A 14,166-nucleotide genomic window follows, 5' to 3' on the forward strand; every position below is an offset into this window, starting at 1 on the left:
AATCAATTAACTAAATAAATACTGTAATGAAAAAAATAATAACACTGGCAGTGATGCTCTTTTTTACAGGGCAGATATTTGCCCAAAACAAAAATTTAAATACCCCAAAAATGGATACGGCAGAACACTATACTTTTCAACTGAGCGAAAACGTAGTAAGAACAGCGGTGACTTTCAAAAACCGTTACGGTATAACATTATCAGGAGATTTTTATCTTCCGAAAAATGTTAAAAGTCAGAAATTAGCAGCATTAGCGATTAGCGGACCATTCGGAGCAGTAAAAGAACAATCATCCGGTTTATATGCAAACCAAATGGCAGAAAGGGGTTTTGCTGTCATCGCGTTTGATCCTTCGTATACCGGTGAAAGCGGTGGAGAACCTCGAAACCTCGCATCACCGGAAATCAATACCGAAGATTTCAGCGCTGCTGTCGATTTTTTAGGACTTCAGAAAAATGTGAATAGAAACAGAATAGGCATCATTGGAATTTGTGGTTTTGGAGGCTTTGCATTGAATGCAACTGCAGTTGATAAAAGAGTGAAAGCGGTCGCTACTACCAGCCTGTATGATATGACCAGATTGATGTCAAAAGGATATAACGATGTAATAAGTTTGGAACAGCGCACAAAAATATTGGAAGACCTGGGTCAACAGCGTTGGAAAGATGCTGAAAATGGAAACCCAACCAAAGGCGAAAGAAACCTTCCCGAAAGTCTAAAAGGCGACGAACCACAATTTGTAAAAGATTATTTCGATTATTACAGGACTTCCCGTGGTTTTCACACCAATTCACTTAATTCAAACGGAGCCTGGCTTTTGACCAACCCTTTATCGTTTATGAATATGCCGATACTTACCTATGTAAAAGAAATTTCTCCAAGACCTGTGCTTTTAATTGTTGGTGAGAAAGCACATTCGAGATATTTCAGTGAAGATATTTACAAAATGGCCTCCGAACCCAAAGAACTGATGATAATTTCTGGTGCAGTTCATGTTGATCTTTATGATAAAGTTGATATAATTCCATTTGATAAACTAGAAAGTTTTTTTGAAAAGTATCTGAAATAATTTTTAAATCATTTTTTTTCAAGCAAAGCCGTAAGCTTTGCTTTTTTTATTTCACAGATTATAAGAATTGCCTGGTGAAAAATGATAATGCCATTTATTATTAAAAATAAACATGAAGAAATTTCATTTTTTTAACATTATGATTTTTTAACATATCGGCTTTAAATTTGAAAAATACTGTGTTGCAATGAGATATGAGCGTTGTGTGTTCTACATGGTTAAAATAGGTAATAATTTCAATATATAATATGTTAAATTAACATATGATGCTAAATACTGTATTAATAATTAATTATATTTGTTTAAAATTAAAAACCACCAAATGTTGAATTAAATAAAAAATATAAATATTTTTAGGTTTATCTGTAGTATGGGGAATGTTTTTAAAATCAAAGAGTTAAGGTACGTACCTAGGTGGTTAGTTTTTTTTATTGATATTTCAATAGTTTCCTTTTCTGTCTTAACGATCTATCTGTTATTAAAAAAACTGCACGTAAAAATTTATTTTGTTGAATATCTCAATGAAAAAATTTTAACGGTTATTGGGGTTAATATTTTATGTATGCTCCTCTTCAAAACATATGCAGGAATAATAAGATATTCTACTTTTTTTGATTTTTTTAAAATTCTGTGGTCTTCGGGCAGTACCTTTATAGTATTGCTGGGCCTGAATTTTATATCAGATATGGTGTTGGGAAGGCCGCTTTATTTATATCCGGCACTTTTTTTATTCTTTTTTATTTCCACTCTTCTTATGTTCTTTTTCAGGATGCTTACCAAACAGCTTTTTAGCATGGTTATGGATCATAAGTATAAGAGTATCCCATCCAAAATAAGAGTTGCTGTTGTAGGAGTGAGGGGTGAATCTGTCTCATTAGCCAATGCAATTATTCATAATCCGGGGCACGCTTATCAGCTGGAAGGCTTTTTTAGCGCCAGATCAGATTCCAAAAAGGCAATGTTACTGGGGTATAAGATTTATAATAAAAAAGAACTTCTTAAAAGTCATAGTCTGACTAACCAATTTGATGCGGTTTTAATCCGGGGAACGATGGAGAAGGTAGAAATGGAAGAGTGGATGACACTTGCACTGGATAAAGGATTGAAAGTGTTAAAAGCACCGTGTCTCAACAAAATAAAGGAAGATGGTATTGTAGGAGGTTTCAGTCCCCTTCAGATTGAAGATTTACTGGACCGCAGCCCGATAAAAATTGAAAGTGAAGAAGTAAAAAGCCGTCATTTTAATAAAAGTATCCTAGTGACCGGAGGTGCCGGGTCTATTGGAAGTGAAATTGTGAGGCAGGTTGCTCAGTTGGATTCATCACTTATTGTGGTTGTAGATCAGGCTGAATCCCCTTTACATGAACTGAAGCTTGAGTTGCTGGAAAGATTTCCGAACCAGAATTTCAAATTTGTTCTGGCGGATATTTCGAATTATTACAGGCTTGAAAAATTATTTGAAGATTACCATTTTTCAATAGTATATCATGCAGCAGCCTACAAGCATGTTCCATTAATAGAAGACAATCCGCATGAAGCTATTTTTGTAAATATCGGGGGTACCAGAAACTTAGCTTTATTATCCAGGCAATATCATGTTGGCCGGTTTGTGATGGTATCTACCGATAAGGCTGTGAACCCAACCAATGTAATGGGAGCCTCTAAAAGAGCTGCCGAACTTTTTGTGCAGTCTTTACAAAACTCTCCTGATAATACAACAAAATTTATTACAACCCGTTTTGGGAATGTGCTGGGATCTAACGGTTCTGTAATACCGCATTTCAGGAAACAGATTGAAAAAGGAGGTCCGGTTACCATTACCCATCCCGATATTATCCGTTATTTTATGACCATTCCTGAAGCATGCGAACTGGTACTTCAGGCAGGGACAATGGGCAACGGAGGCGAAATTTATGTTTTTGATATGGGTAAGCCTATTAAAATTCTGGATCTGGCTAAAAGGATGATAAAGTTATCCGGATATACGCCGGATGTTGATATTAAAATTGATTTTATAGGGTTAAGACCTGGCGAAAAGCTGTACGAAGAGCTTCTAACAGATAATTCTACGACTATTCCTACCCATCATGAGAAAATCATGATTTCAAGAGACCCGCTGATGGAATTTGAAGATATAGAACTTCTGTGCAGGCAGATTATGCGTTCGGCCATAAAAAAAGAGAGTTTGCAGGTCGTTCAGATTCTGAAAATAATTGTACCGGAATTTATAAGTAATAATTCGGAATTTGAAATTTTAGATAAAACACCGGAACGTGAAGTCTATCAGTAACATAGTTTGAATTATGGTGTTGATAAGTGAAAAATAATCAAATATTTTTACTGTTTTATTTCCAATCGGAATGAAAATTGCTACACAATGAATTGACTTTTAAAATTAAGATATTTTTATTTGAATCCATTTCATACATAAGTGAATTTATATTTAATGTAAAATATACTTAGTTCTATCTTTTGTTGTATGTATCTTTAATAAAATAAGTATTAATTCGAATAGACTTAAATAACATATGAAGAAAACTATTATTACATATATAATACTGTTATCGGTTACTTTACTTTCATGTAAGCCCAAGCAAAACATGGTATATATATCAAAACAGAATATGGAAGAAGAGGTTAGTAAGGCAAAATTTCAAGGACTGCATATTCAGGAGGGGGATGTTCTCATGATCCTTGTTTCTGCACTGGACGAAATTGCTGTGAAGCCTTTCAATCTTAATACAGCCAATAAAGTAGGAAGTGATTCTGGCGCAGGAAACAGTCAGTATGTACAGCCAAGCGAGTATTTAGTAAATGATGAAGGATTTATCTATTTCCCTGTAATAGGAAATGTATATGCTAAAGGAATGACCCAGATACAACTGAAACAGGACCTTGAATCCCGTTTGAAGAAGTATCTTACAGATCCTATGGTATCCATTACTCTGAAAAATTTTAATGTAAGTATTTTGGGTGAAGTAAAGGAGCCAGGTCAAAAACAAAGTGTTTCCCAAAAGGTAAATATTTTCCAGGCATTGGGTCTAGCAGGTGATATGACTGATTATGGCGATCGTACAAATGTGAAACTTATCCGTACAGGAGATGATGGAGTAGACCAAATTGTTAACGTTGATTTGACAAGATCTGATATAGTCAGTTCACCTTATTATTATATGAAACAAAACGATATATTATATGTGCAGCCGGATAAAAATAAGCAGGTTATGGCCAACACAAACCCGAATAGAGCTCTTACATTCCAGATTATTGGTGCATTATTAACGGCAGGTACCCTTATTGTTGCTTTAACAAGATAATAAATATGCAGCAGACAGAATTTCAGGCAAAAGAAGAGAAGTTGGATTTAAGAAAAACGATTTCTAAATATCTTTATAAATGGCCGTGGTTTATAGCATCTATGTTTGTTTTTATAATAGGAGCTTATATTTATCTTAGATACAGTGTTCCTCAGTATCAATCAAAGACTACCCTTAAATTTGATAAAAAAACAAGTGATCTTTCTTCAGCTTTGGCAGATTTGGATAATCTGGGTATAGGTTTGGGTAATGCTGATGAACTGAAAAGTGAAGCGGCCGTAGTCAATTCTCGGCCTATACTCATGCAGGTAGTGAAAAACCTTAATCTGAATGTAGAATATTTTAATGCCGGAGAATTTAAAGATTGGCAACTGTTTGCAGGCGCACCTATTACAGCGAAAATATTAGCTTATAATAAAAAGAAATTTGTTTCCTCACAATATACTATAACAAAGATAAAGGGTGATGAATTTACCCTTCAGGATGGACAAAAAGGAAATACAACAGGGAAATTTAATATTCCTGTAAAGCTTGATTTTGGAACAGTAGTATTGCAAAGAAATTCTGCTCTTATGCCTAAATCAGAATATAAAATCATTTTTTGGAATCCCGTTGAAAAAGTAAAAAAACTTGAAAAAACAATACAGGTTAGTTTACCGGATGAAAAAGCGATGTTGATGGAAATCAGTCTTATAGCATCTCTTCCTGAAAAATCGGAGGCTATTCTTAATGAAGTGACTAAACAGTATAACCTTGATGGGCAGAGAGATAAGAATCTGCAGGCACAGAATACGCAGGAATTTATCGATAAAAGACTGGAGGTGATTACGAAGGATCTTTCCGGAGTAGAAAATCAGAAGGAAGACTTCCAGAACCGTAACCGTATTGTGGATCTGCAGGCGCAGGCAGAATTGGCTCTACAGAATACAAGTGAAAATACTAAAGCTCTTCTTCAGCAGCAAGCCCAGCTTGATCTTCTAAACTCTCTTGCTACGGAAGCCCAAAAAGGAAACAGTCAGCTCATGCCTTCTAATTTGGGGCTTAATCCTTCTCTGGAACAATCTATTTCTCAATATAATTTACTTCTGATCAGCAGAAATAAAACCCTCAAGCAAGCAACCAATGAAAACCCTGCTGTTATTGAAATGAACAGGGAAATTGCTTCTCTGAAGAACATCATACGAGATAATATCAATGAACAGAAACAAACAGTACAGACGGGTATTGCTCAACTTCAAAACCAAATTACAAGTAGTAATAAAGTCATAGAAAAGGTTCCGGGACAGTCTAAAGTTTACAGAGGCATAGAACGTCAGCAAAATCTTAAAGAGCAGCTCTTTTTGTTTCTCTTGCAGAAAAGAGAGGAAAACGCAATTAATTTGTCGGTAGATGTACCGAAAGCCAAAATTGTGAATCCTGCTTTTACGGAAGATATTCCGGTGTCACCTAAAAAAGATATTATTTTTCTGGGAGCTTTTTTCCTAGGGATATTAATTCCATTTGCCATTTTCTATGTGCTATTTATGCTGGATGATAAAATTTACAGCAGAGAAGATATTAAAGCACGTTCTTCATTAGGGGTACTGGTTGATATACCGTCACTTAAAGATAATGAAAACCATTTGGTGCAAAAAAACGATTTTTCGGAGTTGGCTGAAGCATTCAGGGTTCTTGTTTCCAATCTTAAATTTGTTTTGCCTACAAAAGATTCTGCCAAAGTGATTATGGTAACCTCTTCGGTAAAAGGTGAGGGTAAAACCCTGGTCTCTGTTAATCTTGCCCTTACCATAGCCAATAAAAACGGAAGAGCTCTTCTGATTGGTTCGGATATCCGTAATCCTCAGATCCAGCGGTATGATAATGAACCTACCAAAAGAAAAGGACTTACAGAATTTTTATATGATGATTCGGTGAATGTAGAGGATCTAGTCCACACATCAACTACGAATCCTTCATGTGATGTTATTTATGCGGGTTCAATTCCTCCCAATCCTCAGGAGCTGCTTTCTAATGGAAGATATCAGAAGCTTATTGAGCAGATGTCTTCTGAGTATGCTTATATTATTATAGACTCTGCACCGCTTATGCTGGTTTCGGATACACTGAGTATTGCAGATACAGCGGATGCAACATTGTATGTCGTAAGATCCGGAGTATCAAAAAATATATTGATAGATTTTGCTAACGACCTTGTAAGAGACTCTAAACTGACGAATGTATCTTTTGTCGTTAACGATGTTTCCAGACGTGCAGGAGGTTATGGATATAACTACAGCTATGGCTATGGCTACAGTCAGACCAAGGATAAAAATAGCTGGTGGAAGAAAATTTTTAAATCATAGAAATGCATAAAATTTTAATTACAGGAGGAGCGGGTTTTATAGGTTCCAACTTAACGGAATATTTTTTAAATAAAGGCTATTATGTCGTTTGCTTAGATAATTTTGCAACAGGGCACCGTCACAACATCGAGCCTTTCCTTAACAACCCAAATTATAAACTGATTGAAGGGGATATCCGTGATTTGAAAGTTTGCCAAAAAGCAGTAGAAAATGTAGATTATATACTTCACCAGGCTGCATTAGGTTCTGTTCCGAGATCAATTAAAGATCCTATTACAAGTAACGATGTGAATGTTTCAGGATTTTTAAATATGCTGATTGCTGCCCGTGATGCCAAGGTAAAACGTTTTGTATATGCTGCTTCATCATCTACCTATGGTGACTCTGCATCATTGCCTAAAGTGGAGGATGTGATCGGGAAACCGTTATCGCCATACGCCATTACCAAATATGTCAATGAGCTGTATGCAGACGTGTTTGGAAAAACATACGGAATGCAGTGCATCGGTTTGAGATATTTCAATGTATTTGGACGCAGGCAGGATCCGAACGGGGCATACGCTGCTGTGATTCCTTTGTTTGTAAAGCAGTTAATCAATCACGAATCTCCAACCATTAACGGAACTGGCGATTATTCACGTGATTTTACTTATATCGATAATGTCATTCAGATGAATGAGCTGGCTATGCTTACCGAGAATCCTGAAGCAGTGAATACAGTTTACAATACAGCAGTCGGAGATCGTACAACACTGAATGATCTGATTGGATACCTTAAAAAATATTTAAGCGAATTCGATGAACAAATTGCTGATGTGAATGTCATTTATGGTCCGAACCGTGTGGGGGATATCCCGCATTCACTGGCGTCTGTTGAAAAAGCAGGAAAATTATTAGGATACCAGCCTACTCATACGATAGAAAAAGGATTAAAAGAAGCTATCAGCTGGTATTGGGAAAATTTAAAATAAACAAGTTTAAATCGAGTCTTTGTGGAAAAACAATATAAAATTGCCGTTATCGGATTAGGATACGTAGGTCTGCCTTTAGCACGATTATTTGCAACCAAGTATCCGGTTGTAGGTTTTGATATCAATCAGAAAAGGATTGAGGAATTGAATACCGGTGTAGACAATACTTTAGAAGTGGAAAACGAAGTATTGAAAGCTATATTAAAACAGGAAAGCCCTTTTCACCATTCCAATGAAAATGGATTGTACTGCTCTGCTGATATCAACGATATCCAGGATGCAAACATCTATATTATTACGGTTCCAACGCCGGTTGATAAGCATAACCGCCCCGATCTTACGCCGTTATATAAATCATCGGAAACGGTGGCTAAAGTATTGTCAAAAGGAGATATTGTAATTTATGAATCTACTGTATATCCGGGCGCTACCGAGGAAGAATGTATCCCTGTTCTGGAAAAAGTTTCAAGATTGAAGTTTAATCAGGACTTCTTTGCAGGATATTCTCCGGAGCGTATTAATCCTGGAGATAAAGAACATACCGTGGAGAAGATTCTGAAAGTGACTTCAGGTTCTACACCGGAAATTGGAAAAACAGTAGACGCTTTATATAAATCTGTGATTATTGCCGGAACTCATTTAGCTCCGACTATTAAGATTGCAGAAGCTGCCAAAGTAATTGAAAACTCACAGAGAGATATCAATATCGCTTTTGTCAATGAGTTGGCAAAAATTTTCAACCTTTTAGAAATAGATACCCATGCAGTGCTTGAGGCTGCAGGCACCAAGTGGAACTTTTTACCGTTCAAACCGGGATTGGTAGGCGGACACTGTATTGGTGTAGATCCTTATTATCTTGCTCAGAAGGCTCAGGAGAACGGTTATCACCCGGAAATTATCCTGGCAGGACGCCGTCTTAACGATTCTATGGGGCAGTATGTGGCTTCCCAGCTCGTGAAAACGATGATTAAAAAGAAGATTACGATTAATGGTGCCAGAGTTCTAAACTTAGGAATAACTTTTAAAGAGAACTGTCCGGATGTACGTAATACCAAAGCGGTAGATGTGATCCACGGGCTGGAAGATTATGCTTTACACGTTACTACTTTTGATCCTTGGGCTAAGCCTGAAGAAGTAAAACATGAATACAACCTGGATGTGATCAATGAGATTCCGGATGAAAAATTTGATGCAATTATTCTTACTGTTGCACACAAGGAATTTATGGATATCAACCTGAATCACTATCTGAAGGAAGAAGGGATCATTTATGATGTAAAAGGAATCCTGAAAGAGTGCGATGCTAAATTATAAATATTTGCTTACTTAAAATTATGAAGAAAAAACATCTAATTGTTTTTGGAACTAGGCCAGAAGCCATAAAAATGGCTCCATTGGTAAAGGAATTCCAAAAAGAAGAATCATTCGACACTAAAGTTTGTGTTACAGCTCAACACAGAGAGATGTTAGATCAGGTTTTAAGTTTTTTTGATATCAAGCCGGACTACGATTTAAATTTGATGAAGCCTGGCCAGAATTTGTATCATCTGACCGCTGATATTATCACCGGGCTGAAATCTGTTTTAGAAGATTTTAATCCGGATTATGTATATGTGCACGGGGATACAACCACAACCATGGCGACCAGTATAGCCAGTTTCTATTCCGGGGCTAAAGTATGCCATGTAGAAGCAGGATTGAGAACCCATGACAAGAGATCTCCATTCCCTGAAGAAATGAACCGCCAGGTAGCGGGACGTATTGCCGATTATCATTTTGCCCCGACAGAACAGTCGAAGCTTAATTTATTGGCAGAAAACACTAAAGAAGAGAATATATTGGTCACAGGTAATACTGTGATAGACGCATTATTCTACAGCTCAGAGAAAGTGGAGCATATAGATAATAAAGAAATAGAAACACTGAGGTCCATCATAGATGTATCCAGAAAAATTGTACTGGTTACAGGACACAGAAGGGAAAATCATGGACAGGGATTTATCAATATTTGTGAAGCATTAAAAGAAATTGCCGTTACAAATCCTGATGTTCAGGTTATTTACCCTGTGCACCTGAATCCCAATGTAAAAGGACCTGTGTATGAAATTTTATCTGAGGTTAATAATATAGTATTGATTGAGCCTTTAGCATACCCTGCCTTTGTATGGTTAATGAATCAGTCGTATATCATCATCACCGATTCCGGAGGGATACAGGAGGAAGCTCCAAGTCTTGGGAAACCGGTACTGGTAATGAGAGATACTACGGAAAGACCTGAAGCAGTGAATGCCGGAACGGTAATTCTGGTAGGTACAGATAAAAATAAAATTGTTTCAGAAGCGCAGAGTTTGTTAAATGATACCGTACGTTACCAATCCATGAGGGAATTGCATAATCCTTATGGCGATGGAACGGCATGTGAACGTATCGTAAATTTTATAAAAAGTAAATAAATGAATATATCTTCTCTGCTAAAAAAGAAGATGTTTAAAGAAACTTTGACGTATTCCATAGGAAGCTTTGGATCAAAGATTCTTTCATTTTTATTAGTCCCTTTTTACACCTATTTTCTCACTAAAAAAGAATTGGGAGAATATGACTTACTGCTTACCACAATAAGTCTTTTTGCGCCACTGGTTTCATTACAGATTTCTGATGCTACATACAGATGGTTAATTGATAAAGAATACATCAGTGAAGACCAGAAGGCAAAAATTATGACCAATTCTATCATCACGTTATGTATAGGGTATCTTATTTTTTGTATTGGTTTTTCCATTTATGTCTTTTTTAATAGCTTTCAGTATGAGGGATATTTTATCGTATTGATTTTCCTGAATTGCTTACTGCCCTTATTACAGAGCATTTTAAGAGGACAGGGAAATACGAAGCAGTTTGCGATCAATGGGATTCTGACTACTTTTTTGATTGTAATTTTTAATGTCGTTTTCATTTATGTTTTAAAATTAAATGTTGAAGGAGTCTTTATTGCCAATATTGCAGCATACACGGTAGCATGTATTCTGATTTTGTATAAGGTGAAAATACTTCAGTATTTTAAATTTAAATATTGGGATCTTGAGCTTATAAAATCTATGGCATCCTATTCTTTGCCTTTGATTCCCAATTTAATGAGCTGGTGGGCTATATCATCTGCCAGTAAATTTATTATCCTGCATTATATGGGACCTGAAGGAAATGGATTATATGCGGTAGCAAGCCGTTTTCCTGCATTGCTTCTGGTGATCAATTCTGTTTTGCTGCTGCCGTTACAGGATAGGATCTTAAAAGAAGAAGATAACCTGACCTTTAACAGATTACTGGGAAAGTTTATCATGTTTGAATTGGCCCTGGCCTTTACGCTGGGTATTTTATCCCCTTTGATGACCAAAATACTGGTCTCCAAAGAGTATTTCGAAACCTGGGAATATATGCCCTATTTGTATCTGGGGGTAGGATTTAATGCCATTGCTGGTTTTTTGGGATTAAAATATCAGAAAGAAAAGAATACATTAAAAATCACATTGACGACCTTGCTGGGCGCTGTTGTATCCATAGCATTAAGTATTGTTTTGATACAGTATATAGGCCTGAAGGGAATATCAATTTCATTTTTATTAGGATTTCTGGTGGTTTTACTGTTACGGTATATTGATATATATAAAAAAGAGATTTTTAATATCAAATTTTTTATCATCATCTTTTTACCGGTGGTTACTTACTTAAGTATTTTATTAATCAAAAAAGCGATATCATGTTTTTAATTGGAAAATTAAATAGAATTCTCGATCAGATCAAGTTTAATAAAACCAAAAAAAGATTAAAACATTTTGGTGAGCTTAATGATATAAATCCCAATATAAGGCTGCTGTATCCTGACAGGATTTCCATTGGTTCCTACGTATATATTGGCCCCAATGCCGATATCAACGGACTTGGAGAAGTTGAAATCAGTAACGGAGTCATCATTGGCCCGAATTTAACCGTTCATTCGGCTAATCATAAGTTCAGGGATTCAAAATTTATTCCTTATGATGAAACTTTTGAATTCAAAAAAGTAAAAATTGACGAAAATGTATGGATCGGGGGAAATGTAATCATTACACCCGGAAGCCAGATTGGAGAAGGATGCATCATAGGTGCCGGATGTGTGGTTTCAGGAAAAATACCGCCGCTTTCCATTGTCGTGGGAAATCCTTGCCAGGTCATTAAATCAAGAGATGCAGAACATTATTACAGATTAAAATCTGAAGATGCAATTTATTTGAAAAATAAATTATTAAAAAATATCAAGCCGGAAATATAATGAATATATCAATAAAAGGAGCATATGGTGACAGTAATTTTGGCGATGATTTGTTGATGATCGTGTTTGAGGATTTCATCAAAGCCAATATCAAAAACAGTTCCCTGAATTTTATAGGAGCTGAAAATAGCTATGTCTCTAAATTTTTATGTGATTCTTCATACAATAATAATCAGAAAGATGATCTTTTGGTCTATGGTGGAGGAACGCAGTTTTTTTCTTTTATAGAAAAATCTACACTTAAAACCAAACTAAAGAATAATATATCCAAAAGTCCGGTTAAAATACTAAAAAAAGTATTGCAGAAGCTTGGACCGAGAAATGAAACGGTAACCAGCTTTGAAAAAGCTTTTCTGGGCTTCGGGTTGGGGCCGTTTAACAATAACACGCAGGCTATAGAATTTGCAAAGAATCAGTTGAAAGATTCCCTTTTTACAGGAGTAAGAGATCAGGTTTCTTATGATTATTGCAACGACTGGAATATCCAATCATTCTTGGGAGCTGATGTGGTATTTTCCTCCGGTTTTAATAAATATATTCAAAACGTCCCACAGATTGAAGATTCCAACAAAATAGGAATTATCGTGAGAGACTGGGAGTGGAAGAACAGTGCGGCAGATTATCAGGAACAGCTGATCAGTTTTATTAATTCCAATCCGCAACTTGATGTTACGTTTATAGTATTTGCAAAAGATAAAGATCCGAAATGGATGAAAAGGATACAGGATTACAAAAGTATAGTCTGGAATCCGGAAACCATGGAAATCAATGATTTTATAGAAATTTTAAATTCATTTTCCACATTCATTACGGCGCGTTATCATGGAGCCATCATTGCCGGCTTGTTAGGGAAGAAAGTGATCTGCGTGGAAATAGAGCCTAAATTAAGGATTCTTACCCAGCAGATTCCGTCATTTGCCTTATGGAATAATGATTTTGATATTCCGAAGCTTAATGATTTAGTACAGTCAGATCTGGAAAAAGATCATCAGAAATACATTTCAGAGCTCAGATCAAAAGCAGATGAAATGTTGAACCAATTTGTAAAAAAATATAACAGCAGATTTAATGGAGAATAAAGAAATTGTAATAGTTCATAAAACCTGCGTTTCAGATTACCCTCCTTTATTGGCTTTTATAAAGTATCTGAATAAAAACGGTTATAAAATTCATCTGGTATTAGGCTTTGAAAAAGGAAACCTGATCGACGAGCTGAACAGTCTTTGCGACAAAGTTCATTTAACGGATATAAAACCTTCATCCAACAAGTTTTTATACTGGTTTAAGATCAGAAAGACTTTCTGGGAAATTATTAATGAGAATAGGTATCAGGATAAACTGATCTGGATTCCGGCTGCAGATACCACCCTGGCTTTGGGGAATAAATTGTTGTCCCTGAACTATGTGCTTAATCTATACGAGCTGTTTGATTACGCGCCAAGGTACATCAAAGGCCTTGAAAAATTTGCTAAAAATGCAAAGCTCGTCATCTGTTCCAATTTGGACAGAGCGAATATACTTCGGGTTTGGTGGAAGCTGGCCAAAACACCGGAAGTTATTCTGAATAAACCGTATTCAGAGTTGTCTGAAAGAAATCTTCCTTTGACGGATGAACTGTCAAAGCTGTTGGAACCTGTAAAAGATAAAAAGAAAATTATTTATCAGGGAGTTATTTTTCCTGAAAGAGAACTCGAAGGAATTTGCCGCTACATCAATCAGTCAGAAGATTTTGCACTGATCATTATGGGTAAGGAAACAGACTATTTGAAAAAACTCAAAACCATCTGTCCTTCCATCATCCATATTCCGTTTGTAGCGCCTCCTTATCATCTGCATGTAACCAGCCATGCGGATATTGGTATATTAACGTATGATCACTCCTCTTTGAACAATATATTTTGTGCACCGAACAAATTATGGGAGTTTTCTAATTTTTCTATGCCAATGATCGGGAATGATATTCCGGGGCTTATCAATACGGTGGCAGCCGGCAGAATGGGAGAGTGCATCGATTTTCAGAAAGAAGATCAGGTCGCTAAAACCCTGCACAGCATATTGGAAAATTATACGGAGTATTCCAGGAATGCCAAATCATTTTATAACAGTTATAATTATGATCTGGAATTAGACCGTATCATGCAGAAATTGTAGAAAAAAAGA

11 protein-coding genes are annotated in these 14,166 nt (G+C 36.1%); all 11 read left to right on the forward strand.

The genetic code is table 11. The features are described 5' to 3' along the window. The first annotated feature begins 26 nt into the window (after window positions 1-26). The 11 genes from LC418_RS11620 (at window position 27) to LC418_RS11670 (ending at window position 14,157) form a co-directional block, all read left to right on the forward strand. Window positions 27-1,070 carry an alpha/beta hydrolase gene (locus LC418_RS11620; protein ID WP_223559241.1) on the forward strand — a complete coding sequence of 348 codons (1,044 nt, stop codon included), beginning with the start codon at window positions 27-29 and terminating at the stop codon, window positions 1,068-1,070. A gap of 370 nt (window positions 1,071-1,440) precedes the next feature. Then, complete coding sequence (locus LC418_RS11625; protein ID WP_420837286.1) at window positions 1,441-3,360, forward strand: polysaccharide biosynthesis protein; 1,920 nt, start codon at window positions 1,441-1,443, stop codon at window positions 3,358-3,360. A gap of 310 nt (window positions 3,361-3,670) precedes the next feature. Further along, complete coding sequence (locus LC418_RS11630; protein WP_223559243.1) at window positions 3,671-4,387, forward strand: polysaccharide biosynthesis/export family protein; 717 nt, start codon at window positions 3,671-3,673, stop codon at window positions 4,385-4,387. Window positions 4,388-4,392: 5 nt separating this feature from the next. Then, on the forward strand, window positions 4,393-6,729 hold the full coding sequence (locus LC418_RS11635; RefSeq protein WP_223559244.1) for a GumC family protein: 2,337 nt from the start codon (window positions 4,393-4,395) through the stop codon (window positions 6,727-6,729). A 2-nt stretch (window positions 6,730-6,731) separates the two neighbouring features. Then, window positions 6,732-7,700: an SDR family oxidoreductase gene (locus LC418_RS11640; RefSeq protein WP_223559245.1), complete on the forward strand. Its 969-nt coding sequence runs from the start codon at window positions 6,732-6,734 to the stop codon at window positions 7,698-7,700. A gap of 21 nt (window positions 7,701-7,721) precedes the next feature. After that, window positions 7,722-9,014, forward strand: coding sequence for a nucleotide sugar dehydrogenase (locus LC418_RS11645; RefSeq protein ID WP_223559246.1), 1,293 nt, complete (start codon window positions 7,722-7,724; stop codon window positions 9,012-9,014). 20 nt (window positions 9,015-9,034) lie between these two features. Next, window positions 9,035-10,153 carry a non-hydrolyzing UDP-N-acetylglucosamine 2-epimerase gene (wecB, locus tag LC418_RS11650; protein ID WP_223559247.1) on the forward strand — a complete coding sequence of 373 codons (1,119 nt, stop codon included), beginning with the start codon at window positions 9,035-9,037 and terminating at the stop codon, window positions 10,151-10,153. Beyond that, on the forward strand, window positions 10,154-11,464 hold the full coding sequence (locus LC418_RS11655) for a lipopolysaccharide biosynthesis protein (protein ID WP_223559248.1): 1,311 nt from the start codon (window positions 10,154-10,156) through the stop codon (window positions 11,462-11,464). It begins immediately after the preceding gene. Further along, entirely contained in the window at window positions 11,455-12,006 is a 552-nt protein-coding gene (locus LC418_RS11660; RefSeq protein ID WP_202089959.1) for an acyltransferase, read from the forward strand. The genes LC418_RS11655 and LC418_RS11660 overlap by 10 nt, the downstream gene beginning before the upstream one ends. After that, the gene (locus LC418_RS11665) at window positions 12,006-13,085 is read left to right on the forward strand and encodes a polysaccharide pyruvyl transferase family protein (RefSeq protein ID WP_223559249.1); all 1,080 of its coding nucleotides are present in this window, start codon (window positions 12,006-12,008) and stop codon (window positions 13,083-13,085) included. Before LC418_RS11660 ends, LC418_RS11665 begins: the two co-directional genes overlap by 1 nt. Then, window positions 13,075-14,157 carry a glycosyltransferase family protein gene (locus LC418_RS11670; RefSeq protein ID WP_223559250.1) on the forward strand — a complete coding sequence of 361 codons (1,083 nt, stop codon included), beginning with the start codon at window positions 13,075-13,077 and terminating at the stop codon, window positions 14,155-14,157. The genes LC418_RS11665 and LC418_RS11670 overlap by 11 nt, the downstream gene beginning before the upstream one ends. The last annotated feature ends 9 nt before the right edge of the window (window positions 14,158-14,166 follow it).

This window comes from Chryseobacterium lathyri, assembly GCF_019970085.1.
Classification (GTDB): Bacteria; Bacteroidota; Bacteroidia; order Flavobacteriales; family Weeksellaceae; genus Chryseobacterium; species Chryseobacterium lathyri.